The following is a 24086-nucleotide window of genomic DNA, read 5'->3' as shown; positions in this document are numbered from 1 at the left end:
AGGCTCTTATTGATTGGCTCTAGTGCTCAGCGTCTAAACTCATCACTTTGCGGTAAGTTAATTAATATGAGTACCGCCCCTTTACCGCCATACTCAAGCGGAGCTTGGTGCATAGCAATTACATCGGGGTGTTGCACTAAATATTGCGGTACTTTATGCCTGAGGATATGGCCGCCAATTCCGTGTACAACACAGGCACAATAGTAATGCTTTTTTTTGCACTCATGAATAAGCCCTGCGAGTTCATCTTTGGCTATCTCTTTATTTAAGCCATGCAGGTCGAGGGTTAAATCAGGAATAAAATCCCCTCGACGAAGTTGTTTGGCTAAAAAACGATCCTGACCCTGTTGTACATAATTAACGGTACCATGCGTGTCTATATCGGGCACATATTCATCAGAAAAGAAAAATTCTGACTGTTGTTGCTTTTTTTGCTGGGCAAATTGCTTCGCTTGTGACACTTTAGGTTTATTGCTAAAACGGTGAGTGTCTTGTTTAAATACACGCGCACCACTGATACTTTGACGAAACAAGTCAATGTCGTCAGGACTAATTAGGCTGTTTGAGTGGGGATCTTTTTTCATAGCGGCAGTTTAAACAAAAAAGCGGTAAAAATCGAGTAAAAAGGTGTGTTACCCAAGCAGCTTTGAGATACATAGTACAGCGCCATTAAGGTTAGTTTAAAAGCGATTTATACTGCGTTATTGATTTGCACAATAGAGTGACTATTATTTGCAATCAAAGCCTTACCTAAATCGCTTTTAACACTAACTGCGCTCGCACCTAAAGGTGGCTTGGGTATACAATAGGGTAATCATGGGGCCAATGATGCGCCCCGATTGAGTTTATTTTTTTTGAAAGTAGCAGGCAGATAACACTGATGAGTGAATTACTAATAGAAGAAGCAACCCTAGATGAAGCTGTTGCAGAACTTTCAACCTTACACGATTGGCTTCGTTGGACAACTAGTCAATTTGCAAGTAGCGGTATTTTCTTTGGTCATGGCACCGATAACGCATGGGATGAAGCGGTAAGTTTGTTATTACCGGCGCTTAGTTTGCCTATCGATGCACCTAAAGAGCTGATGCATGCGCGTTTAACCAGTACTGAAAAAAATCGTTTAGCGGGCTTAATTGCCGAGCGCATTAACGATTTTACCCCAGTACCTTACCTTACCAACATTGCATGGTTTGCTAACATGCCATTTTATGTGGATGAACGCGTATTAATCCCTCGCTCGCCTTTTGCTGAGCTTATTAATAATCGCTTCACCCCTTGGTTAGAAAAACCAGAGTCAGTAGGGCGTATTTTAGATTTATGTACAGGCTCAGGTTGTATTGCTATTGCCTTGGCACAAGCGTTCGAGAATGCGCAAGTTGATGCGGTTGATATATCCTATGAAGCGCTTGAAGTGGCTGATATTAACATCACTGACTATCAACTAAGTGACCGCGTACTGCCTATTCAGTCTGACGTATTCAGTGGTGTACCTGGGCAAAAATACGACCTAATCGTAGCAAATCCACCGTACGTTGACGCTGAAGATATGGCTGATTTACCACGTGAATTCCACCATGAACCAGAGCTTGGATTAGCATCGGGACACGATGGCCTTGATGTAACACGTACTATTTTAGATCAAGCTAGTGAGCATCTAACAGATAACGGTTTGTTATTTGTCGAAGTAGGTAACTCTATGGTACATATGGATGCACTGTATCCAGGTGCACCATTTGAATGGATTGAGTTTGAACAAGGCGGATTAGGGGTGTTTGTTATTAGCAAACAACAACTAGATGCCTACTTTGCACAGTAATAATTAGTACTAGCCATTCATCCGAAATGGCTGGGCAAAACAATAGCCGAGTTAATTCTCGGCTATAAGTCATTAGGAATGAGGAAAGTTAATGGCAGGTAATAGCATAGGGCAGTTATTTAAAGTGTCCACCTTTGGCGAAAGCCACGGCGTTGCATTAGGCGGCGTAGTGGATGGCACGCCCGCAGGCCTTGAAATCACTGAGGCCGACATACAACACGATTTAGACAGACGCAAACCTGGGCAAAGTCGCTATACCACGCAGCGTCGTGAGAGCGACCAAATCAAAATTTTAGCGGGCGTTTTTGAAGGTAAAACCACTGGTACCAGCATTGGTTTATTAATTGAAAATACCGATCAACGTTCACAAGATTATGGCAAAATTAAAGATGTATTTCGCCCAGGCCACGGTGACTATACCTACTGGCACAAATACGGCCTTCGCGATTACCGTGGTGGTGGCCGTTCATCTGCGCGCGAAACCGCTATTCGGGTTGCCGCAGGCGCTATTGCTAAAAAGTATTTAAAGCAATTTCATGGTATTGAAGTACGTGCGTGTTTGAGCCAACTAGGGCCAATTAAAGCCGAAAATTACGATTGGGATGAAGTGGAAAATAACTTATTCTTTTTCCCAGACGTTAGCAAGCTTGAAGCACTCGATGAATATATGCGTGACCTTAAAAAACAAGGTGACTCAGTTGGCGCTAAAGTAAAAGTAGTAGCTAAAAATGTGCCTGTTGGCTTAGGTGAGCCGGTATTTGATAGGCTAGATGCCGAACTTGCCCATTCATTAATGAGTATTAATGCTGTAAAAGGCGTTGAAATTGGCGATGGCTTTGATGTGGTTGAGCAAAAAGGCTCAGAGCATCGTGATGAGTTAACCCCTGATGGTTTTACCTCAAATCATGCCGGCGGCGTATTGGCAGGTATTTCTACAGGGCAAGATATAATCGCATCAATTGCGCTTAAACCGACATCGAGTATTACTATTCCCGGTAATAGTATTAACACCGAAAATGAAGCGGTTGAAATGATCACCAAAGGTCGTCATGATCCTTGTGTAGGCATTCGTGCTATTCCGATTGCTGAGGCAATGATGGCTATTACTTTAATGGACCATTTACTTCGTCAACGCGGTCAAAACCCGCATGTAAATCACGAACATGGGCCAATTAATGGCGCTATCTAAGCGCGATTTACTATAAATTAATAATAAACGCGCACCAGCGCGTTTATTATGTACAAGCTATACATCTTTATTGCCGCTCAATAATTTAAATGTGCTCAGCGCACCTAAAAATAAGAGAGCTGTTAGTATGCAAAAAAACAATCAATCTCACGTTACACAAGCTGAATATAAAGCCACCATAAAACGACTTGAAGAGTTCAGCCGCTTTACCGATAGCAGCATTGGTATTCCGTTTACTAAATTTAGTTTCGGTGTCGAATCATTAATTGGGCTATTGCCAGTGGTAGGCGATTTAGCCGGGCTTATCTTATCTGGCTATGTACTTATTGAAGCGCAAAGGTTAGGCGTTAGTAAACGAGTAAAGAGCCGGATTATTTTAAACATGTTAGTTGATTTTGTAGGTGGGCTCATTCCATTTTTTGGTGATATTTTTGATGCCATGTTCAAAGCAAATACGCGCAATACCCGCATACTTAAAAAGCATTTAACCGATAAGCTAACCATAAACCCATAAATATTATTAGTCATAAAGTGTGTAATTAGCCCTGTTATTAACTATTTATTTGGCATCAAAAAAGTACTTAGCGAGTATTTCTTTTTGTTGACCAAACTGATCAGACACTCCAATTCCAATCCCAATTATTTCACCTTGTGCCTGGGGCGGCTCAGCGTGCAGTGCTTTTTGTACTATCGCTAATGCTGGGTTTTGCTCATTCGCGAGTAGGGTTAAATGCGGCTGAAAATTCTGAAATACATTAGGGCTGCCATAGCGTTCAAAAGCCACAAGTTTATTAGGGTAATGCTTTACCCAACTTGGCACTAGCGCTTGATGATCGCGAAGCGGTTCAAGCTTAAGGGTAACCTCGTCGGCTAAGCGTTGTAATTGATATGATTTTTCTAATTTTATAAATGCCCAATTACTTGGTGACACATTAAACCCATTGGCTTTTATTTCAAACGACTGATGTTCTTTTACAATGCGCTCTACCACTTTCTTAATTTCGTTTTGTGCGTCAACGGGATAATCCGTTAAATACAAGGTGGCGTGTACGGGTAACCCTTGTTGGTAAAACGTAATAATTTGGTGCGTAGCCAATTCATCGCTGGTGTTAGCAACTAACTCAACAATAGGCTTAGAAGGAATAGCAAATACGTTAATACTTATACTTTTTGCATAACTGCTGGCAGAAGCAGCCAAGAGTGTTAAAAAAGTAAAAGAGATAAATAGCCACGATAAAAAGCTGTGTTGTTTAACCATAAGAGTGAGTCAATTCAGGTTTTTTGTTGGTGTATGGTAAGCGTAATTAAGCGTTCAGTAAATAAAGTATGGTAAGGAAGCCTTAATTAATGCATCGCTAATTTTTTACTTTGTAGATAAAAGTACGTACAATTCGCTTCGTTTTTAGTGTGCTTTATACTAATTTCATCTGTCTTTAAAGCATCGGGTTCAAACGAGTATACGAAGTATTTATGCACCAAGTAGCTGATCTAATTTCTATTTTCGAACACACTTTTTACCAAAGCTATAACACGCGTTTGGTAAAAGGTGAGCATGAGCCTATTTACATTCCCGCAAATGATACAACCCCGTATCATCAAATTGTGTTTGCCCATGGTTTTTATGCCAGTGCATTGCATGAAATAGCCCATTGGTTAGTGGCAGGTGCGCAACGCCGTTTAAGTGAAGATTATGGTTATTGGTATTGCCCTGATGGGCGCGATGCTACACAGCAAGCAGAGTTTGAGTCAGTAGAGGTAAAACCTCAAGCAATAGAGTGGGCATTGAGTGTGGCTGCTGGGTTCGATTTTAACGTATCGATAGATAATTTAAATGGTGAGCAAACTTGTCGATTTGCGTTTCAATCGCGTGTTCATGCAAAGTTATTAGAGTTGTTGCAAAACGGGTTTAACCCGCGAACAACCTTATTATTAAAAGCACTGTGTAAATTTTATAACACCATGTGGCCTTTAAATGCTGCGCAGTTTTCATGGCATTCTCCCAAGGAGCTAAAAGATGCAGTTTAAGTTAGGGCTGATTGTAAACCCGGTTGCAGGATTGGGCGGTAGCGTGGCGTTAAAAGGCAGTGACGGCGAAGACACCGCCGCTAAAGCCATTGCATTAGGCGCTGAGCCTAAATCAAATAGCCGCACTAAAGCTGCACTTGAAGTGCTGGTACCTTATCAGTCAAATATTACTATTTATACTGTTAATGATGAAATGGGGGAGCACACAGCAAAATCGCTCGGCTTTAATACGCAAGTGGTTTATCAAAGTAGCTCACCCACAACCAGTGACGATACTGAAGCGGCAGCTCGTTTATTACAGCAGCAAGGTGTAGATTTAATCTTATTTGCTGGTGGCGACGGAACGGCGCGCAACATTTGTCATGCTGTAGAAGACTCCGTACCTGTGTTGGGTATTCCTGCAGGGTGTAAAATTCACTCTGGAGTATATGCCATAACGCCAAAAGCTGCAGGTCGCGTAGTTGAAATGTTAGTTAAAGGTGAGCTGGTAACGCTAAGCGATGCTGATGTGATGGACATTGATGAAGTCGCCTTTCGCCAAGGAACAGTAAAAGCAAAACGTTATGGCGAAATGCAAGTACCCAGTGAAGTGCGCTATGTACAAGCGGTTAAAAATGGCGGTAAAGAAACCGATGAATTGGTACTTGCTGATATTGCCGCTTATGTGGTCAGTGAAATGGATGCCGATACCCTCTATGTAATGGGCAGTGGCTCTACCGTTGGCGCGGTGATGGAAGAAATGGGGCTTGAGAATACACTGCTCGGTGTTGATTTAGTTGAAGATCAAGCTTTAGTAGGCCAAGACTTAACAGCTCAACAATTACTTGAACTTACGACAGGACGTGAGACAAAATTAGTGATCACCTTGATTGGCGGTCAAGGGCATATTTTTGGTCGAGGTAATCAACAACTCAGTCCTGCGTTAATTAAAGCGATAGGCCGCGACAATATTATTGTAGTGGCAACAAAAACTAAATTACAGGCTTTAAATGGCCGACCGCTAATTTGTGACACCGGCGATAGCGAGTTAGATGATGAATTAAGCGGTTATATACGTGTAACCAGTGGGTTTAACGACCATATTATGTATGCAGTAGGTCATCAAGATGGGCTGCACCTTGAGGAGAAGTAACACATGAGTTTAGTAAATTACATAGATGCTGCGCAGCAATATTTTGATGATTTAGTGATAAAAGCCACTGATGATGAGCTATTTGCCGGCGGTTATTTACGTGGTCACTTTGATTTAGCGGTAGGGTATGCCCAAGTTGAGGAGCTAAATTTAGAAATTACTGAGCTAAACGACACCGTTGAAAAAAGCCTAGTAAAAGCCTATCGCAATGGCGAACTTAATGAAGACGATAAAGCACTCGTAGTAAGAATATGGGATGAAGTAAAAGCACTCGCATAAGCTTTTTTATTCATTTATAACTGCGCGGCCACTGAGCCGCGTTTTTTTGTGGCTAAAAAAGAACTTGTTTACTCAGTTAAAATTTACCTCATTCCTTAGATACGCTAAAGTAGCGTAGTCTAAATTCTAGGGAACAAGTGAAATGAATAACAATAATGATGCGACAATGCCAACGGGCATAGTTGCGCGATTTTTAAATTTTGTTGAGCGGGTAGGTAATAAGCTGCCTGATCCAGCAATTATCTTTTTGTTTGCCATGTTATTAATCTGGTTTTTGTCTTGGTGGTTTTCAAGCGTCACATTTGATGCAATAGACCCTCGTACTGGCGAAGCCATTATCATTAATAACATGCTTGCCAGCGATTCGTTGGCCACTTTTTTATCTTCTATGGTAAAAACATTCACCGGTTTTGCGCCACTGGGTGTAGTGCTGGTTGCAATGCTAGGTGTGGGCGTTGCAGAGCATTCGGGCTTTATTAATACCGGCCTTAAATTAATGCTCAAAGTAACGCCTAGAAAATTACTAACACCCTCAATTATTTTGGTGGCTATTGTGAGCCATACGGCTACCGATGCAGGGTATGTGTTAGTTATACCTCTTGCTGGGGTAATATTTTTTGCCGCCGGTCGTCATCCGCTTGCCGGTATTGCAGCGGCATTTGCGGGGGTGAGTGGTGGCTTTGGTGCTAACTTTATTCCATCTGGAATTGACCCACTATTGCAAAGCTTTACCCAAAGTGCAGCACAAATTATTAATCCGACAATGAGCATTAACCCGCTTAATAACTGGGGCTTTGCTTCAGCATCAAGTTTATTTATTGTGCTGTTAGGTTGGTATATCACCGATAAAATTATTGAACCACGTTTAAAAAATTCACCAGTAGATGGCGAAACTCAAGACCTACCAGCATTTGAAGATGCGCGTAGCGACGAAAAGCGCGCCTTTCTTATTGCAAGTAGTGTAATGATTGCAGGTATTGCATTATTAGCGTATGTATCTGCACCGGCTGATTCAGCGATGCGCAGCAGCGATGGCTCGTTAACAAATTTTAGTTCACCACTAATGCAATCAATAGTGCCACTGATATTTTTGTTATTTTGGATCCCAGGCGCAGTATATGGTTTTACTGTAGGGACCTTTAAAACCTCTAAAGACATGATAGATGCGATGAGCAAAGCCATGAATGGTATGGCGTATTACATTGTTATGGCATTCTTTTGTTCATTATTTATTGCTGCATTTAGTAAATCAAACCTAGGTGCTTTACTGGCAATTGAAGGGGCTCAAGTATTAAAAGCAATGGAGTTACCGAGCTCAGTAACGGTAGTAGGGATTATTTTCCTAACTGGTTTTGTAAACTTATTTGTTGGTTCAAGCTCGGCTAAGTGGGCACTGTTAGGCCCGGTATTTGTACCTATGCTAATGCAACTCGGTATTTCGCCAGACTTAACGCAAGCGGCGTACCGCGTGGGAGATTCTAGCTCTAATATTATCACTCCGCTTATGCCATACTTCCCACTAGTTGTGGTGTACTGTCAAAAATACGTTAAAGGTACAGGCATAGGTACGCTTATCGCGATGATGCTACCGTATTCAATCGCCTTTATGATTGGCTGGAGTATCTTCTTGCTGGGATATTGGGCACTCGGTCTCCCATTAGGACTTGATGCCAGCTACGTGTACCCAGCAGTAGCGCCTTAACTTAATTTTGATTCATAAACCTCACTCACTCGAGTGAGGTTTATATAAAAGTGCTGTAATATTCAAAGTAAGTCTAAGTTACCTTTCTAAATCTCTCACTATATAGCCAAACAAACTGGCCTCACCAAGAATATAAACATAATCGTTTTTGTTATTCATTATTGTAGACTTATCGTCGTACCATCTAAAATCATGAGTTTCGTTTGTTTTAGGATCTTTAAAATATAAATGAGTACAACTATCTTCATAATCAGAACCACACTTTTGTACATCAGTTAGGATATATTCCTTATACCAATAGTCGCCTTGCGTGTAGTAAGCCCATAACTTTATGGGCTCAGAGATAAAAATATAGAGTGTTCCATAGATTAAAAAAGGGATTAATGGATACGTGAATATTAATGATAATTTCGTTTTTGTATCTGAGAAACTAGATTTAAGATGCTCTTTGTATTTACTGCAGCGTCTATATTTATTGAATACAAGTATATTTAAATAGATGAATGATGCGCCACAAATAATAGGGAGTGTTATAAAGAAAATAACGTCGTATATTTCATTTGTGATAAATGGTGGATCTGTAAAGTCCATTAAGATAGGAATAATGATGCATAATAAAATAGGGAACATTATTGCTACAAAGAGTAAGTTGTCGTAATTTCTTTTCAATTTTTAATTCGTCCATGAATTATAGCCTTTGCTTAGTTTACATAAATTTTATTGTTTTAAAAATCAAAGAAAACATGTTTATACACATTAAGTAATCTGAGTTATTGGGTAATAAAGCTATCTCAAGCAGCTTTTTCAACGCTAATTGCGTTGAATTTACTTACAATAGGCTAGCTATTGACGCGTAATTTAGCCTTGTTTTCACTGCAATCTCTGGTTAGAGAAAGCAAACAAAATATATTTTAATTCAATATGTTAGTTAAGTACCTAATACTGGCTTGCGGCTTCGAGTTAGGGAAATTAAGCTGATACCTGAATTCCAGACACAAAAAAGCCTTGGCACTTCATGCCAAGGCTTTTTTCTAAAGAGTCGTTGCTTACTTAGCGGTAAAGCTAACTGGGCGACGTTCTTTACGAGGGCCGCTACGCTTATCAGGGCGTTGACCATCTTTATTAAAGCTACGCTTCTTGTCACCACCAGCAGGGCGTTCAGAACGCTCGCCGCGTGGCTCAGAAGGGCCTTGATCTTGTGTTAATGTCATACCCATTGGGCGTTTACAAATAAACACTTTTTGGAAGTGATCAAGTACATCTTTAGGCATGTTTTGCGGTAATTGTACCGTACTGTGATTATCGTGAAGACGAATGTCACCAATAAACTTGCTTGAAATGTCTGCTTCGTTAGCAATTGCGCCAACAATGTTCTTAACCTGAACACCATGTTCACGACCTACTTCGATACGGTATGTATCCATAGGGCCTGCATCACGGCTGTTACGCTCGCGTGGTTTACGCTCAGCGCGCTCACCACCACGTTCGTTACGACGACCACGGTCATTGCTACGAGGATTACGATCATTACGTTCGTTACGCTCACGCGGTTGAATCTTAACTTCTTCAACTTTAATTGGTGATTGTTGCTGTGCTAAACACAGTAACGCACCCGCTAAGTCTTCAGGAGCAAGCTCAAGTTTTTGTGCCATGTTGGCAGCCACTTCATTGAAGAAAGTAATATCTTTGTTTTCAAGAGCAAGCGTAAGCTTTTCTTGTAAGGCATTGATACGTTTTTCTTCAACAACTTTAGCTGTAGGTAATTCAACTTGTGCGATTTCAGATTTAGTATGACGAATGATATTTTTAAGTAAATAACGCTCGTTATGCTTAACGAAAAGAATCGCTTTACCAGTACGACCAGCACGACCTGTACGGCCGATACGGTGAACGTAGGCTTCAGAGTCTTGTGGAATGTCGTAGTTGATAACTAAGCTTAAACGGTCTACATCAAGACCACGTGCCGCTACGTCTGTTGCAATAACAACGTTTAGCATGCCGCTTTTTAAACGATCAACCGTGCGCTCACGCGCTTGCTGGTTCATGTCACCGTTAAGTGGAGCAGCAGAGAAACCTTCGCGCTCTAATAACTCAGCAAGTTGCACTGTGTCATTACGTGTACGAACGAAAACAATAGCGCCTTCATATTGCTCAGCTTCTAAAAAGCGAACAATCGCTTTATTTTTATGTACGCTTGCATTCCAAAACACTTGCTCAACAGACGATACTGTCGAGTTACGCGCAGAGATATGAATCTGTTCAGGGTTATTCATATATTTGCTGCTGATGTTTTGAATTTGCTTAGGCATAGTCGCAGAGAAAAGACATGTTTGCTTTTCACGCGGTGTTTTTTCCATGATGCTTTCTACATCATCGATAAAGCCCATACGTAGCATTTCATCGGCTTCATCAAGTACAAGTGCTTGTAAAGCATCAAACTTGATAGTGCCACGGTTTATGTGATCGATTAAGCGACCTGGTGTAGCAACGATAATCTGTGCGCCACGACGAAGTGCGCTCAGCTGGATGCTGTAGCTCTGGCCACCATAAAGTGCCAATACTTCAACACCACGAGTGTGTTTTGCATATTGTTCAAATGCCTCAGCTACTTGGATCGCAAGCTCACGGGTAGGTGTGAGTACAAGGATCTGTGGCTGTTTCACAGACGGGTCAATATTATTTAGTAATGGCAGTGCAAATGCTGCTGTTTTACCTGTACCCGTTTGTGCTAGTCCCAGTACGTCCTTTCTTTCTAGCAATAACGGTATACATTGAGCTTGGATTTCAGATGGTGTCTTGTAACCCAACTCTTCAACTGCCTTTAAAATTGCAGGAGAAAGATTTAGAGATTCAAACGTGACTGGTTCTGACATTAATACGCCTCAACGAATTTAAAGAGGCGCGCATTGTATAGGAAATACGAGGCAAATGCTTGTATAAATTACAACTAATTTATATGTGTTTGATGTTGGTCGAAATTTAACCAGCTTCAATTATGCGTTAATTGAGCTGGTTAACACTCTGTCTACAAAATTACTGGTAAAGGCCTAGGTTTTCTTTAGCATAAGCTTCAAATTCAGTAAAACCACCAATATGAGTTTGGTCTACAAAAATCTGCGGTACGGTTGGGCATGGTTTGCCTGCAGACTTCTCTAAATCTTCTTTACTGATACCTTCTTTGATGATGTCGATGTAGCGGTATTTAAAATCATCGCGATCATTAGCAAGTTGCTCTGCAACATCTTTAGCGCGAACACAAAAAGGGCAGCCTTCACGGCCAAAAATTACTGTTAACATAACGCTCTCCTCAGATTAGTTGACCCTAGTGTAACTAATTTCATTTTTTATTACAGTGCAAAAAAACGATTATTGCGTTCGCTTTTTTTAGGGCCTGTAAAAAAATAAAAATATTTTATAAAAAAATCTTGAAATAAAATTGCCCGCCCATAGATAGTTATTTGAGGACGCCTTATGGGTCTTCAGTAAATTAGAACTATTTGAAAATTATATTATTAATTAACTTTTGCCGTTACTTGTTCAAACGAAAAGTAGCAGCAATATATCGCTTAAATATGAGGATATTATTATGCGTACAGTAGATTTATCACCCCTATACCGTTCATTCATTGGCTTCGATCATTTAGCATCATTAATGGATGCTGCTGCGCAAACTGACAAGCAGCCAAGTTTTCCTCCTTATAACATCGAAGCGCTTGATAAAGACAAGTACCGTATCACTATGGCTGTGGCCGGATTTAGTGAAGACGAGTTAACCTTGCAATCTGAAAACAACACTTTGGTTGTATCAGGCACTAAAGCAGGTAAAGAGCAAAATGATGAGCGTAAATTTATTCATCAAGGGATTGCCGAGCGTAACTTTGAGCGTAAGTTCCAGTTAGGCGACCACGTTAAAGTACTTGGTGCAGACTTAGCCAATGGCTTACTAAGCATCGACCTTGAACGTGAGATCCCAGAAGCGCTTAAGCCACGTAAAATCGAGATTGGCTCAGGCAATATGCTAGAAAGCAAATAGTTAAGCTAGCACACGTATTTTCCCTGTGAGAAGCCGCCATTTGGCGGCTTTTTGCGTTGTTAGTCTTTTAAGTTTATTTGTAGTTGTTCTTGTGAAAGCTTTTTTGTCGGCCTTTAGCCAGTAATTCTTCAAGTTTTAATATTTTGGCTTGTGCAGCAATAACAAAACGTTGCTCTAGCTGTCTTTGCTGTTCAAGGTGGAAATCTTGATATGCCTGGTGATTATTTAAACCACCACCGTACTGAGCAATTGGCTGAGTATTTTTTACTATGTTGGGTAAATAGGCAGGAGAGGTTATTGGTAGCAAAGGCTGAGGGCTCGTATTATTAGTTGTAACCGTGTTTAATTGCGTGCTTTTCAGCTCTTGGGTCATGTCAGCAGTAGTCAGCTCAAGTGACGTTATTTGCTTAACACTTTTAGCTTGGTTAAGGGAATCAATATTCTTTATCGTTGGTTTACTAGTATATTGAGTAAAAAGTGCGTACATACCAACACAAGCTACAACAACAGAAACGAAAACTTTTTTACTCATAAAATTACTCCTGTCTTATTTTGCCACTTGAGCCAAGTATCCTCATACTGTTGTACCGCTTTTTGTTTTGCGATGGCCTTTGTTGCTTGGTATCGAACGGTTCATCTTCTGGCGAAAAGTACTCAAACTGATGCTCATAACTGTGTGTCACCACCCATTCACCACTGGGTGTACGTATAATAGGAGAAATGGTGTTTTCTTTAGTTGTGAACGCAAGTTGTACAACCCAGCTACTTTTGTTTTTACGGTTTAATTCACTGTTGTATTGAGCATATATATCTTGTTTTCCTAATATTACTAATGATTGTTTTAGCGTTTTGTTACCGGCCAAGGTGCGAAAACTTACAGCATTGGCTCGATGAGCAAATTGAGCTCTATGGGCTTTTACGTGGCTTAAAAATTTAAACTGCGATTTATTGGCTTGATAAAATGCTTTAATTTCGCTTTTGTTTACTTGTTTCTCTAGTTTTTCAAGAACGGGGCTTTGCATATGCATCATTGTATTTATGCCTAGTCAGCTTTGAATGGAGGGGCGCAAAATATCTCCTTGAGCTATTTCATACAGATGTTCAATATCAATATTCTGTTTTGCCAAAATCGGTTTGGCTTTTGAAAACGCTATATTGAATTGCCGTTTTTTTATTAATTCACTTTTGAATAGTTCACTATCTCCTTTGTGGAGTTTAAAGCGTACCTGCATTGATAATGCATCGACAAATTCATATAAATTAATAGCGTTATACAAAAGAGGGGTTAAATCAAACTGCTGCATTTTTTGATGGCGCTTTGCACATACTGGCCATTTTTAGGGTAGGGCCCTAATGTGCGTTTAAGCCATTGGTTATCATAAATCTCAAGCTTTATTGGGCTTGACTGTGCGCTTATAGCTAACTGTGAATCGAACAGATTTTTTAAGTAACGTTCAACATGGTATTGAGTCCTAAAACCAACGGCAGATTGTCGTTTTATTATCGCAGGTTTTTTTAGCGCAGCTTGTTGTAATAAAAACTGATTTTCATACAGACGAGTTCTAACTTCATTGATTGTAATATCAGGGTTGTGCTTTAAATAAGCACGATGCATAAAGTTAATTTCATCATTGCTGTATTGTGTAAATGATGCCATTACTAGGGAGTGGTAAAACACACCTAGTAATGTAATCACTAAAATAGCCATTTTTTTCATTAGCGAGCAACCATGGCGTGGTTTAATAAGTGCACCACCATTGCTATTGCATGGGGCACGACCTGCTTAGCTATATTAAGGCGATCAAAATGATCTTCTGAGTTGAGTACAATCCCACCTTGTGCATAAGAAAATGAACCGCCTTGAGTTAATAATGGGCGAACATCTTGGCTATTTTTATCTAAAGGCGAGAACGTTTGCATTGCTTGAGTAACGAGTGATAAATTGTTGAGCTGCTCTTGGTCATAGTAATCGTAATCGTTTACCCAACTTTCCCAGCTAGAATGAATTAGATCTGATTTGGTCCACGTGTGGTGAGGCTGTAATAAATCAGTAGTATGGAACACAAACCCTAATACTTGCGGATTGCCGCTCTGTAAGTAACTTTGATACCAATATTGCCCTAAATTATCGATAGGTTGAAATGGCATTTCTTCAAAGTCGTCGTACATAGAATAGGTTGAGTTACTATCGATTCTATAGTGAGATTCTGTTACACCATAACTGTTTTATTTTGAAGAATCGGCATTAAGTTTCCCCCCCTTTACCATCATCAAGGTAGTCACCTTTAAGCCAAGCAGACGCAAGATTATCAATCGTGCCCCAAACAGTGAGCTTGTCATAATTTTAACCACCAAAATCGTTACCATGTTGGTCTGCACCTTGAGTATGATTTTGAAAATGCCAATAGCTTGTATATTTAACTATGCTTTGCGCTGCTCCCCATACAGGCGCTTGAACACACGAACCTGTGATTGCACCACAGAAAAAAGTGTCTTCAAAGTCATCTACATCATAAGCAGCTTGTCCAAGCAGCTCGGCTAATTCAGAGATTGTCAGATTGTTTTGTGCAGCGTACTGTCGTAGGGCTGCATATTCAGTACTAGTTGGGTGCTGCTGCATATAGTTAACAGCATCAAGAACAATACATTTGTGAGTTTCTTGACTAAAAGCTTGAGCTTGGCTTGTACTCAGTAGTAAAAGTGTCGCTGCAATTAATTGTTTTTTCATTTTATTCTCATCATTGTCTGGAGTAAGAGATGCAATTAAAAAATAAGCTCATTACACTGACACGATAAACAGATTAAACAATTAATTAACAATATTACCTGTATTTGGTACTTTAATGTTAACTATCAAGGGTGTTGCCGCCAATTGACGGCATTTGTATTTATAGCTCTTCAATACTATTTAAATAGTGGCTAGCTTGATCTAAAGTTTCTTGGCGTAATGATTCATCTTGTTTATCCCAATTGCGATAAATCATGCCTATTCGTGGATTTTTTTCAAGCCGCTCTCGGTGTGTTTGCATAAATTGCCAATAGAGGCTATTTAACGGGCAAGCGTCTTTTCCTACTTTTTCTTTCACCTTATATTGGCAGCTTTTACAGTAGTCGCTCATTTTATTTATATAGTTGCCGCTAGCCGCATAAGGCTTGGTAGCAATGATGCCATCGTCAGCAAATTGGCTCATCCCTCGTGCGTTAGGCATTTCTACCCATTCAATAGCATCGATATAAACACCCAAATACCATTCATCCACTTCATCAGGGTTAATAGCGGTTAGTAAACAAAAATTACCTATTACCATTAAACGTTGAATATGATGGGCATACGCGCTGTCTAAGCTTTGTGTTAATGAGTGGCTTAAGCAGTTCATTTTTGTTTTACCATTCCAAAAATAACGTGGCAGTGCACGGGTTGCATTAAGCTGGTTTTTGTTAGCGTAATCGGGCATGTTTTTCCAATACACGCCACGCACATATTCGCGCCAACCCAGTACTTGACGAATAAAGCCTTCAACCTGAGAAATAGATATTTCATCTTGGCGTTGTTGGTATTCTTTGACCACACGGTCGATAACATAGCGAGGATGTAAAATTTTGGCATTTAACGCAAATGATAACCGGCTGTGATAAAAGGTATCTTTATCAGGGCATTGATCTGTCATTGCATCTTGAAATTGACCAAAACGGGGAAGTAAATGTGCACAAAAGTGATCAAGTGCGCTTATTGCTTGTTTACGGGTTGTTGGCCAGCTTAATTGGGTTTCTATTTGCCCAAAGTATTTTATTTTATGTTTATCTAAACGCTCAATGATGGTGCTAACATCATTTTTAAATAATTTGGGTTTGGGGATATCGGCTAAATCGCTTTTTGAAAACTTATTACGGTTATTCGCATCAAAATTCCATTGACCGCCATGAGGTTTGTCATCATCCATTAAAATATCAAACTGCTTACGCATTGCCCGATAAAAATGCTCCATAGTGACGTGTTTATCTTTTTTAAAGCGTTTGTCTATATCGTTAAATGCTAATAAAAAATGCTCGCTGTCACAGGCAGTCACAGCTAATTCGCTGTTAGTGGCAAAGTCGTGCAGTTGTGTTTTTAAACGGTACTCATCTGGGTATTGATATTCAATTGAGGTGCATTCATGCTGCTTAGCTAATCGAGTTAAAAGAGCGGGTAAGTTATCATCGACTTTGGTGTCATTTAACGTTAAATGCAAAACGTTAAAGCCAGCATCTTTTAAGGCGTTAGCGAAGTTTTCCATGGCTTTAAAAAAGGCTGATATTTTTTGTACGTGATGCTTTACGTACTGCGCTTCTTGCATGAGCTCGGCAATAACAAACACGGTGTCATCGGATTTATCTTTAAACCAAGAATGAGCGGGGTTTAGCTGGTCACCTAAAATTAGTTTTAAGGTTTTGAATTTTTTCATAATGAGCCAAAATTATTTTTATACGCAGTATTTTAAAAAGCGATCGATTTTTAAATGTCGTTTTAATCATAGAGCAAAGCAATAAACAGTATTGCTTTTTTTATCAACTTATTACTTATTATGGTTGCTAATTTAGTGGCACATCCTTATAATAGTGGCCATTGTTTAGTAGATTATAAAATTTACTAACAGCGATATTAAGTTATTAACTTTTTATCTATTGGCGCGGGATGGAGCAGTCTGGTAGCTCGTCGGGCTCATAACCCGAAGGTCGTTGGTTCAAATCCGGCTCCCGCAACCAATCTTAATAGTAGGTTTATACTTACTACTTTATATCGCGCATTCTAAGTAATGCGCGTTTTGCGTTTAAGCTAATGAAGTTTAATTTGGTCAGGGTACTGACTCGCAACCAAGCTTGGCCCTAGGCCACACAGTTTTGCGTTTTTTGGTGTGACGCCCCGCTTGGTTCGGGGCGTTGTTGTATCTGCACCGTTTGATTTAATGTTTATCGATTAAATCAAAATTTAAACTCAGTATTTTAGGGCTATAAGCCCTTTTTTTGTTTGTATGGAGGATTTTCGTGACAAAACTTGAACAAGATTTAGTAACCATGTTAACGCCTGCGGTAGAAATGCTAGGCTTTGAATTACATGGTCTTGAGTTTGTACAAGCGGGTCGCCATTCTACCTTAAGAGTATACATTGCTCATGAGGATGGAATTTCAGTTGACAACTGCGCAGATGCAAGTCGTCAAATTAGTGCGATTTTAGACGTCGAAGACCCGATTACAAACGAATATGATTTGGAAGTGTCGTCTCCTGGTGTTGATCGTCCATTATTCAAACAAGATCACTACGAGCAGGCGCAAGGAGAGGAAGTACGTGTGCGTACTAAGCTTCCACAAGACGGTCGCCGTAATTTTAAAGGCGATTTAATAGCAGTTAGCAGCGATATGATCACACTATCTAGCGATGGTGCAGAGCATTTAATCATGCTTAGTAACATTGAACGTGCGAACATAATCGCAAAGTTTTAATTCGAGTGCGAAGGAATAGGGCAAGCGAGGCATTACCCATGGCAAAAGAGATATTATTGGTTGCTGAAGCCGTTTCCAATGAGAAAGCGGTTCCAAAAGAAAAGATTTTTGAAGCTCTAGAGTTCGCATTAGCGACAGCGACAAAGAAAAAGCATGATGGTGAGATTGATGTACGTGTTGCAATTGACCGTAAAACCGGCGATTACGATACATTCCGTCGCTGGCAAATAGCTGAAGTTTTAGAAGATGGTTCTTTAGAGAATCCATACAGCGAAATCACGTTAGAAGCTGCTCAAGTTGAAGAACCTGACTTGAAAATGGGCGACTACGTAGAAGAGCAGATTGAATCAATTAAATTTGACCGCATAACAACACAGATGGCTAAGCAAGTGATCGTACAAAAAGTACGTGAAGCAGAGCGCGCCTTAGTCGTTGAAGCATATAAAGATCAAGAAGGCGAGCTGGTAACGGGTGTTGTTAAAAAAGCAACCCGTGATGCAATCGTACTTGATTTAGGTAACAACGCAGAAGCGGTTATTTATCGTGACGACATGCTGCCACGTGAAAACTTCCGCCCGGGTGATCGTATCCGCGGTCTTTTATATGAAGTGAAGCCTGAAGCACGCGGTGCACAATTATTTGTAACCCGTTCTAAACCAGAAATGCTGATGGAATTATTCCGCATTGAGGTGCCAGAAATTGGCGAAGAAATGATTGAATTACGCGCTGCAGCACGTGATCCAGGTTCACGCGCTAAAATCGCGGTTAAATCTAACGACAAGCGTATTGACCCTGTAGGTGCGTGTGTTGGTATGCGTGGCGCACGTGTTCAAGCGGTATCGTCAGAACTTGGCGGTGAGCGTGTTGATATCGTACTTTACGATGACAACCCTGCACAGTTTGTTATTAACGCAATGGCACCAGCAGAAGTGGCTTCAATCGTAATGGATGAAGATACACACTCAATGGATATTGCTGTTGAAGCTGATAACTTAGCACAAGCTATTGGTCGTAATGGTCAAAACGTACGTTTAGCAAGCCAATTAACTGGCTGGGAATTAAACGTAATGACCGTTGATGAAATGCGCGCTAAGAACGAAGCTGAGTCAGATAAGTTAATTAACTTATTTACTGAAAACTTAGATATTGATGACGAATTTGCATCATTACTTATCAACGAAGGTTTCTCAACACTTGAAGAAGTTGCTTATGTTCCGGCTTCAGAGTTTTTAGAAATCGACGGCTTAGATGAAGAAACAGTGGACGTATTACGTTCACGTGCAAAAGATGCATTAACAACGAAAGCGCTTAAAACGGAAGAAAGCTTAGAAGGCGCTGAGCCTGCTGAAGACTTACTTGCGCTTGAAGGCTTAGAGCGTCATTTAGCATTTGTTATGGCAAGTAAGGGTGTAGTAACACTTGAAGACTTAGCTGAGCAAGGCATTGATGAGCTTGTAGATATTACAGAGCTATCTTCAGAGAAAGCGGGCGAGCTAATTATGGCTGCACGTAATATTTGTTGGTTTGCAGACGAGTAATTTATTAACGGAGGTATTAGAGACTATGGCAGAAGTAAATGTTGAAAAACTAGCCGGTGATATAGGTACAACTGTTGATAAATTACTACAGCAGTTTTCACAAGCCGGTATTACTAAACAAGCAGGCGACAATGTAACTGAAGCTGAAAAAGCGACGTTACTTGATCACCTAAGTAAGCAACATGGTGGCACGGGCTCTGAAGGCCCTGCTCGCATGACATTGCAACGTAAAAGCAAAAGCACATTAAGTGTGACGGGCTCTACGGGTAAAGCAAAAGCTGTGCAAGTTGAAGTTCGTAAAACACGCACTTATGTGAAAAAAAGTGCTGTTGAGCAAGAGCAAGAACAGCAACGTCTAGCCGCTGAAGAAAAAGCACGTCTTGAAGAGCAGCAAAAAGCTGAACAAGCCGCTGCTGAATTAAAGGCAAAACAAGAGGCAGAACGTAAAGCAAAAGAAGACGCTGATCGTAAAGCCAAAGAAGAAGCTAAACGCAAAGCAGATGCTGAGCGTAAAGCGAAACAACAGCAGATGACCCCTGAGCAAAGTGCTAAGTCTGAGAAAGATCGCATCGAAGCTGAGCGTCTGCAAAAAGAAGCAGAAGAGGCCGCATTGAAGAAAGCTGAAGAAGAAGCGAAACGTCAAGCAGAAGAGGCAAGAAAGCTAGCTGAAGAGAACTCAGCACGCTGGAAGAAAGAAGAAGAAGAACGTAAGAAACGCGAAGAAACCGCGGATCACCACCTTACGACTTCAACTTACGCACGTGAAGCAGAAGATGTAGCTGATGCTCGCGAAGAGCAAGGCTCGCGCCGTGCGAAGAAAAAGAAAAAAGCGCCAGCAAAAGATAAATTTGCAGCGTCTAAAGGTAAAAAAGGTAAGCTAAAAGCGCCAGCGTCATTACAGCACGGTTTCCAAAAACCAACGGCTGATGTTAAAAATGAAGTGCGTATTAGTGAAACAATTACAGTTGCTGAGCTTGCATCACGCATGGCGGTTAAAGGCGCTGAAGTTGTAAAAACTATGATGAAAATGGGTGACATGGTTACTATTAACCAAGTTATTGACCAAGAAACTGCGCAACTTGTAGCAGAAGAAATGGGCCATAAAGTTATCATCGTAAAAGAAAACGAATTAGAGCAAACAGTACTTAATGACCGCCATGAAGATGGTAAGTCAGAGCCACGTGCGCCAGTAGTAACTGTTATGGGTCACGTTGACCACGGTAAAACATCGACGCTTGATTACATTCGTTCAGCTAAAGTTGCATCAGGCGAAGCCGGTGGTATTACACAGCACATTGGTGCATACCACGTTGAAACTAACGGCAATATGATCACTTTCTTAGATACTCCGGGTCACGCCGCATTTACATCAATGCGTGCTCGTGGTGCAAAAGCGACTGATATCGTAATCCTAGTGGTTGCAGCTGATGATGGCGTAATGCCACAAACTAAAGAAGCGGTACAGCATGCTCGCGCAGCTGGCGTTCCTTTAATTATTGCTGTAAACAAAATGGATAAAGAAGGCGCAGATCCAGATCGTGTTAAAAATGAGCTAGCTCAGCTAGACGTTATCCCAGAAGAGTGGGGCGGCGATACACAGTATGTTCATATCTCGGCTAAAACTGGTTTAGGTATTGATGACCTACTAGAAGCTGTACTAATGCAATCAGAGCTATTAGAACTAAGTGCGCCGACCGAAGGTATGGCAGCAGGTGTTGTTATTGAATCACGTCTTGATAAAGGCCGTGGTCCTGTTGCGTCTATTCTTGTTCAGTCAGGTACGCTTAATCAAGGTGACATTGTATTATGTGGTCTTGAATATGGCCGTGTTCGTGCAATGCGCGATGAAAACGGTAAAGACATTAAGTCTGCCGGTCCTTCTATTCCAGTTGAGATTTTAGGTCTTTCTGGTATTCCAGCTGCAGGTGATGAAGCCACAGTAGTTAAAGATGAGCGTAAAGCACGTGAAGTTGCACTTTACCGTCAAGGTAAGTTCCGCGATGTTAAATTAGCGCGTCAGCAAAAAGCGAAACTTGAAAACATGTTCTCTAACATGGCTGAAGGTGATGTGTCTGAAGTTAACATCGTACTTAAAGCCGATGTTCAAGGTTCAATTGAAGCTATTTCAGACTCACTAACTAAACTTTCTACTGATGAAGTAAAAGTGAAGATTGTTGGTTCAGGTGTAGGTGGTATCACCGAAACAGACGCAACACTTGCTGCGGCATCAAATGCAATCGTAGTTGGCTTTAACGTACGTGCTGATGCATCTGCGCGTAAAGTAATTGATGCTGAAAACTTAGACCTTCGTTACTACAGCGTAATCTACAGCTTAATCGAGGAAGTTAAGCAAGCTATGTCAGGTATGCTTGCTCCTGAGTTTAAACAAGAGATCATTGGTCTTGCTGAAGTACGTGATGTATTTAAATCACCAAAAATTGGCGCAATTGCTGGTTGTATGGTTACTGAAGGTACTATCAAGCGTAGCGCACCAATTCGTGTACTTCGTGATAACGTGGTTATTTACGAAGGTGAGCTTGAGTCACTACGTCGCTTTAAAGATGACGTTGCTGATGTTCGTAACGGCATGGAATGTGGTATCGGCGTTAAGAACTACAATGACGTTCGCGTTGGTGACCAAATCGAAGTATTTGAAACAGTTGAAGTACAACGTAGTCTTTAATTGTTATTAGGTGGTGTTGGACATTCAAGGTTGTACCTCGATAGCCCAACATAACCTATGCTAAGATTTTAAATGGGGGCTCAGCCCCCATTTGTGTATCCATTATTTAGTTAGCTTATTATTATTTTTCAATAAGTTATAATTTTAGGAAAGTGAAATGAGAGAATTTTCTCGCACTGATCGTGTTGCTCAGCAAATTCAAAAAGAAATTGCGGTGATTTTACAACGCGAAATTAAAGATCCGCGCTTGGGCATGGTGACAGTGTCTGCGGTAGAAGTATCGCGCGATTTATCTTATGCCAAAGTTTTCATTACCGTGTTTAACACCGAAGATGAAAATGCAGCCAAGCAAAGTGCCAAAGTACTTAACGAAGCAACCGGTTATATCCGTTCGTTGCTAGGGAAACGTATTCGTGCGCGAATCATGCCTGAGCTTAAATTTGTGGTTGATAATTCATTAATGGAAGGGATGCGCATCTCTAACTTAGTGGACTCTATCATTCGTGAAGATAACGCTAAGCATGTTGATGATGAAACAGATAGCGAAGAAGGCACTAAAGACTAATGGCAAGACGCAGTAAAGGCCGTCCAGTTGATGGTATTTTGTTGTTAAACAAACCAGAAGGTATTTCATCAAACAAAGCACTGCAGCAAGCGAAAGGTATTTATTTTGCTCAAAAAGCGGGGCACACAGGTGCGCTTGATCCGCTTGCGACCGGTATGCTGCCTATTTGTTTTGGTGAAGCCACAAAGTTTACCCAGTTTTTACTCGATACAGATAAAACCTATGTTGTTCGAGCAAAACTGGGTGAACGTACTACCACGTCAGACTCTGATGGCGAAGTGGTCGAAACGCGTGATGTTAATGTTACTGCTGAACTGCTTACACAGGAAATTGCTAAATTTTTAGGTGAGTCAGACCAATATCCATCAATGTATTCAGCGCTTAAATATGAAGGCAAGCCTTTATATAAATATGCGCGTGAAGGCATAGAAGTTCCTCGCAAATGTCGAAAAATTAACGTATTTAGCTTAACGCTTGATGAGTTTGATGAGCAAGCCAACGAAATACAAATGACTGCCCATGTATCTAAAGGCACGTATATTCGTACTATTGTTGATGACTTAGGTGAAAACCTGGGCTGCGGCGCGCATGTGATTATGCTGCATCGTAGTGCTGTAGGGCATTACCCAGCAGATAAAATGGTCACACTTGAGCAGTTAGAAACGTTATTAAATCAAGCGAAAGAACAAGACGTTGCGCCTTCTACTTACCTTGACGAACTATTATTGCCAATGGATACCGCGTTAGTTGATTTACCTGTTGTGGAAATTACTAAAGAGCAGGGAATAGCATTTAGCCATGGTCAAGCTGTGGTGCTAGGTAAAGAGTTACCTGAAGGTGCAATAAAAGTTCTGGCTGACGGAATTTTTATTGGTACTGGTGAACGTAATCCTGATGGCCATCTAAAATCAAAACGTGGCTTGTCTAATCAGCAACCAGAGTAAAGTTTAACTTGTAGTTATGCTGATAATTGGTAGAATACGCCCGCTTAATCGTTTTGGCTGAATTAGTGATCGGCTAAAGCACCTGTTAAATTTAACTTTTGGAGTTATTATGTCACTAAGCAATCAAGAAAAAATCGATATCATTGCTAAATTCGCACGCGCTGAAGGCGACACTGGTTCACCTGAAGTACAAGTAGCATTACTTACTTTTGATATCAACAAGCTTCAAGGTCACTTTGCTGATCACAAGCATGACTTCCACTCACGTCGTGGTCTGCTTCGTAAAGTAAGCACTCGCCGTAAACTGCTTGATTACCTTAAAGGTAAAGATATCTCGCGTTACACTGCGTTAATCAAAGAGCTTGGCCTACGTCGCTAAGAACTTGATTATCAAAAAGGGAGCTTTTTAGCTCCTTTTTTTGTGCTCACATTTTCTCGTCTTCACCAGTACTTCTCAGTAAACCCCTTGAAATATCGAATAAAAGCCATTCTGTTATCATTCACAAAGCGAATGTTTTTGGCATTGCTGTAAGCACTATTTTATCTCGGTGCTAAGCTCGCAATTTCACCTGACTTTGTTATATACTATGGCGCGTAGATAAAAAGGTTTATTTACGGTTATTTACATCATTGCCAATTGTAGTACTTAATTGATTTCCAACTGAATACAATTATGTACTGTAATTGGTACTTTGATGAAAA

The 24086-nt window shown here is 40.7% G+C and carries 23 protein-coding genes, 1 tRNA gene and 1 pseudogene; 15 read left to right on the top strand and 10 right to left on the bottom strand.

What is annotated here, in order from left to right; translation table 11 throughout:
* Window positions 1–26 precede the first annotated feature (26 nt).
* Entirely contained in the window at window positions 27–584 is a 558-nt protein-coding gene (smrB, locus tag BG00_RS13695; RefSeq protein ID WP_016899440.1) for an endonuclease SmrB, read from the bottom strand.
* Between the two features lie 296 nt (window positions 585–880).
* On the opposite strand from smrB, the gene prmB reads away from it, so the two are divergent.
* The 3 genes from prmB (at window position 881) to BG00_RS13680 (ending at window position 3519) form a co-directional block, all read left to right on the top strand.
* The gene (prmB, locus tag BG00_RS13690) at window positions 881–1816 is read left to right on the top strand and encodes a 50S ribosomal protein L3 N(5)-glutamine methyltransferase (RefSeq protein WP_013464520.1); all 936 of its coding nucleotides are present in this window, start codon (window positions 881–883) and stop codon (window positions 1814–1816) included.
* A gap of 91 nt (window positions 1817–1907) precedes the next feature.
* A complete protein-coding gene (gene aroC / locus BG00_RS13685) occupies window positions 1908–3005 on the top strand; it encodes a chorismate synthase (protein WP_036983199.1) in 1098 nt (365 codons plus the stop codon).
* A gap of 127 nt (window positions 3006–3132) precedes the next feature.
* Entirely contained in the window at window positions 3133–3519 is a 387-nt protein-coding gene (locus tag BG00_RS13680) for a DUF4112 domain-containing protein (protein ID WP_036983197.1), read from the top strand.
* A gap of 45 nt (window positions 3520–3564) precedes the next feature.
* Here the strand turns inward: BG00_RS13680 and BG00_RS13675 are convergent, their stop codons facing one another.
* Window positions 3565–4263 (bottom strand): 2'-5' RNA ligase family protein, encoded by a 699-nt coding sequence (locus BG00_RS13675; RefSeq protein ID WP_036983195.1) that lies wholly within the window; start codon window positions 4261–4263, stop codon window positions 3565–3567.
* Between the two features lie 212 nt (window positions 4264–4475).
* Between BG00_RS13675 and BG00_RS13670 the strand changes: the two genes are divergently transcribed.
* From BG00_RS13670 to BG00_RS13655, 4 genes are all read left to right on the top strand, one after another.
* On the top strand, window positions 4476–5030 hold the full coding sequence (locus BG00_RS13670; protein WP_036983194.1) for an elongation factor P hydroxylase: 555 nt from the start codon (window positions 4476–4478) through the stop codon (window positions 5028–5030).
* Window positions 5020–6162: an ATP-NAD kinase family protein gene (locus BG00_RS13665; RefSeq protein WP_036983192.1), complete on the top strand. Its 1143-nt coding sequence runs from the start codon at window positions 5020–5022 to the stop codon at window positions 6160–6162. The genes BG00_RS13670 and BG00_RS13665 overlap by 11 nt, the downstream gene beginning before the upstream one ends.
* Window positions 6163–6165: 3 nt before the next feature.
* A complete protein-coding gene (locus BG00_RS13660) occupies window positions 6166–6441 on the top strand; it encodes a YfcL family protein (protein WP_024602794.1) in 276 nt (91 codons plus the stop codon).
* Window positions 6442–6583: 142 nt separating this feature from the next.
* Window positions 6584–8143 (top strand): AbgT family transporter, encoded by a 1560-nt coding sequence (locus BG00_RS13655; RefSeq protein WP_036983190.1) that lies wholly within the window; start codon window positions 6584–6586, stop codon window positions 8141–8143.
* Window positions 8144–9189: 1046 nt separating this feature from the next.
* Here BG00_RS13655 and BG00_RS13645 read toward each other — a convergent pair.
* Window positions 9190–11016, bottom strand: a complete 1827-nt coding sequence (locus BG00_RS13645; RefSeq protein ID WP_036983185.1) for a DEAD/DEAH box helicase — start codon at window positions 11014–11016, stop codon at window positions 9190–9192.
* Between the two features lie 160 nt (window positions 11017–11176).
* Complete coding sequence (locus BG00_RS13640; RefSeq protein WP_008114535.1) at window positions 11177–11440, bottom strand: GrxA family glutaredoxin; 264 nt, start codon at window positions 11438–11440, stop codon at window positions 11177–11179.
* Between the two features lie 289 nt (window positions 11441–11729).
* On the opposite strand from BG00_RS13640, the gene BG00_RS13635 reads away from it, so the two are divergent.
* Window positions 11730–12176, top strand: coding sequence for an Hsp20 family protein (locus BG00_RS13635; RefSeq protein ID WP_036983183.1), 447 nt, complete (start codon window positions 11730–11732; stop codon window positions 12174–12176).
* A 73-nt stretch (window positions 12177–12249) separates the two neighbouring features.
* Here the strand turns inward: BG00_RS13635 and BG00_RS13630 are convergent, their stop codons facing one another.
* The 6 genes and pseudogenes from BG00_RS13630 to BG00_RS13615 form a co-directional block, all read right to left on the bottom strand.
* The gene (locus BG00_RS13630; protein WP_253861397.1) at window positions 12250–12708 is read right to left on the bottom strand and encodes a hypothetical protein; all 459 of its coding nucleotides are present in this window, start codon (window positions 12706–12708) and stop codon (window positions 12250–12252) included.
* Between the two features lie 4 nt (window positions 12709–12712).
* Complete coding sequence (locus BG00_RS18210) at window positions 12713–13207, bottom strand: peptidyl-prolyl cis-trans isomerase (protein ID WP_253861396.1); 495 nt, start codon at window positions 13205–13207, stop codon at window positions 12713–12715.
* 15 nt (window positions 13208–13222) lie between these two features.
* Window positions 13223–13480: a hypothetical protein gene (locus tag BG00_RS18205; RefSeq protein ID WP_253861395.1), complete on the bottom strand. Its 258-nt coding sequence runs from the start codon at window positions 13478–13480 to the stop codon at window positions 13223–13225.
* Window positions 13462–13893, bottom strand: coding sequence for a hypothetical protein (locus tag BG00_RS18200; protein ID WP_253861394.1), 432 nt, complete (start codon window positions 13891–13893; stop codon window positions 13462–13464). Before BG00_RS18200 ends, BG00_RS18205 begins: the two co-directional genes overlap by 19 nt.
* A pseudogene (locus BG00_RS13620) lies at window positions 13893–14904 on the bottom strand (phospholipase). The gene BG00_RS18200 and the pseudogene BG00_RS13620 overlap by 1 nt, the downstream one beginning before the upstream one ends.
* 160 nt (window positions 14905–15064) lie before the next feature.
* The gene (locus BG00_RS13615) at window positions 15065–16618 is read right to left on the bottom strand and encodes a cryptochrome/photolyase family protein (RefSeq protein WP_036983182.1); all 1554 of its coding nucleotides are present in this window, start codon (window positions 16616–16618) and stop codon (window positions 15065–15067) included.
* Window positions 16619–16842: 224 nt separating this feature from the next.
* On the opposite strand from BG00_RS13615, the gene BG00_RS13610 reads away from it, so the two are divergent.
* The 7 genes from BG00_RS13610 to rpsO all read left to right on the top strand — a co-directional run bounded on the left by BG00_RS13610 (window position 16843) and on the right by rpsO (window position 23763).
* Window positions 16843–16919, top strand: a tRNA-Met gene (locus tag BG00_RS13610).
* Window positions 16920–17198: 279 nt separating this feature from the next.
* Window positions 17199–17654: a ribosome maturation factor RimP gene (gene rimP / locus BG00_RS13605; RefSeq protein ID WP_008114543.1), complete on the top strand. Its 456-nt coding sequence runs from the start codon at window positions 17199–17201 to the stop codon at window positions 17652–17654.
* Between the two features lie 38 nt (window positions 17655–17692).
* A complete protein-coding gene (nusA, locus tag BG00_RS13600) occupies window positions 17693–19192 on the top strand; it encodes a transcription termination factor NusA (RefSeq protein WP_013464535.1) in 1500 nt (499 codons plus the stop codon).
* 25 nt (window positions 19193–19217) lie between these two features.
* Entirely contained in the window at window positions 19218–21875 is a 2658-nt protein-coding gene (infB, locus tag BG00_RS13595) for a translation initiation factor IF-2 (protein ID WP_036983180.1), read from the top strand.
* 157 nt (window positions 21876–22032) lie between these two features.
* Complete coding sequence (rbfA, locus tag BG00_RS13590) at window positions 22033–22440, top strand: 30S ribosome-binding factor RbfA (protein ID WP_008467148.1); 408 nt, start codon at window positions 22033–22035, stop codon at window positions 22438–22440.
* Window positions 22440–23384, top strand: coding sequence for a tRNA pseudouridine(55) synthase TruB (gene truB, locus BG00_RS13585; RefSeq protein WP_013464537.1), 945 nt, complete (start codon window positions 22440–22442; stop codon window positions 23382–23384). Before rbfA ends, truB begins: the two co-directional genes overlap by 1 nt.
* A gap of 109 nt (window positions 23385–23493) precedes the next feature.
* A complete protein-coding gene (gene rpsO / locus BG00_RS13580; protein WP_006793376.1) occupies window positions 23494–23763 on the top strand; it encodes a 30S ribosomal protein S15 in 270 nt (89 codons plus the stop codon).
* Window positions 23764–24086 lie beyond the last annotated feature (323 nt).

The organism is Pseudoalteromonas sp. SCSIO_11900, assembly GCF_000576475.1.
GTDB classification, from domain to species: Bacteria; Pseudomonadota; Gammaproteobacteria; order Enterobacterales; family Alteromonadaceae; genus Pseudoalteromonas; species Pseudoalteromonas tetraodonis.
Note: the sequence above shows the minus strand (reverse complement) of the source record. Positions and strands in the feature narration are given on the sequence as shown.

Excerpts from the sequence above, each read along its gene's own strand:
- BG00_RS18200 (WP_253861394.1), bottom strand. The coding sequence starts at position 13,893 with ATGAAAAAAATGGCTATTTTAGTGATTACATTACTAGGTGTGTTTTAC.
- BG00_RS13645 (WP_036983185.1), bottom strand. The coding sequence starts at position 11,016 with ATGTCAGAACCAGTCACGTTTGAATCTCTAAATCTTTCTCCTGCAATT.
- BG00_RS13680 (WP_036983197.1), top strand. The coding sequence starts at position 3,133 with ATGCAAAAAAACAATCAATCTCACGTTACACAAGCTGAATATAAAGCC.
- rbfA (WP_008467148.1), top strand. The coding sequence starts at position 22,033 with ATGAGAGAATTTTCTCGCACTGATCGTGTTGCTCAGCAAATTCAAAAA.
- BG00_RS13665 (WP_036983192.1), top strand. The coding sequence starts at position 5,020 with ATGCAGTTTAAGTTAGGGCTGATTGTAAACCCGGTTGCAGGATTGGGC.
- BG00_RS13675 (WP_036983195.1), bottom strand. The coding sequence starts at position 4,263 with ATGGTTAAACAACACAGCTTTTTATCGTGGCTATTTATCTCTTTTACT.
- BG00_RS18210 (WP_253861396.1), bottom strand. The coding sequence starts at position 13,207 with ATGATGCATATGCAAAGCCCCGTTCTTGAAAAACTAGAGAAACAAGTA.
- truB (WP_013464537.1), top strand. The coding sequence starts at position 22,440 with ATGGCAAGACGCAGTAAAGGCCGTCCAGTTGATGGTATTTTGTTGTTA.
- prmB (WP_013464520.1), top strand. The coding sequence starts at position 881 with ATGAGTGAATTACTAATAGAAGAAGCAACCCTAGATGAAGCTGTTGCA.
- BG00_RS13635 (WP_036983183.1), top strand. The coding sequence starts at position 11,730 with ATGCGTACAGTAGATTTATCACCCCTATACCGTTCATTCATTGGCTTC.
- aroC (WP_036983199.1), top strand. The coding sequence starts at position 1,908 with ATGGCAGGTAATAGCATAGGGCAGTTATTTAAAGTGTCCACCTTTGGC.
- BG00_RS13670 (WP_036983194.1), top strand. The coding sequence starts at position 4,476 with ATGCACCAAGTAGCTGATCTAATTTCTATTTTCGAACACACTTTTTAC.
- infB (WP_036983180.1), top strand. The coding sequence starts at position 19,218 with ATGGCAGAAGTAAATGTTGAAAAACTAGCCGGTGATATAGGTACAACT.
- BG00_RS13640 (WP_008114535.1), bottom strand. The coding sequence starts at position 11,440 with ATGTTAACAGTAATTTTTGGCCGTGAAGGCTGCCCTTTTTGTGTTCGC.
- BG00_RS13615 (WP_036983182.1), bottom strand. The coding sequence starts at position 16,618 with ATGAAAAAATTCAAAACCTTAAAACTAATTTTAGGTGACCAGCTAAAC.
- BG00_RS13655 (WP_036983190.1), top strand. The coding sequence starts at position 6,584 with ATGAATAACAATAATGATGCGACAATGCCAACGGGCATAGTTGCGCGA.
- BG00_RS13630 (WP_253861397.1), bottom strand. The coding sequence starts at position 12,708 with ATGAGTAAAAAAGTTTTCGTTTCTGTTGTTGTAGCTTGTGTTGGTATG.
- BG00_RS18205 (WP_253861395.1), bottom strand. The coding sequence starts at position 13,480 with ATGCAGCAGTTTGATTTAACCCCTCTTTTGTATAACGCTATTAATTTA.
- nusA (WP_013464535.1), top strand. The coding sequence starts at position 17,693 with ATGGCAAAAGAGATATTATTGGTTGCTGAAGCCGTTTCCAATGAGAAA.
- BG00_RS13660 (WP_024602794.1), top strand. The coding sequence starts at position 6,166 with ATGAGTTTAGTAAATTACATAGATGCTGCGCAGCAATATTTTGATGAT.
- rpsO (WP_006793376.1), top strand. The coding sequence starts at position 23,494 with ATGTCACTAAGCAATCAAGAAAAAATCGATATCATTGCTAAATTCGCA.
- smrB (WP_016899440.1), bottom strand. The coding sequence starts at position 584 with ATGAAAAAAGATCCCCACTCAAACAGCCTAATTAGTCCTGACGACATT.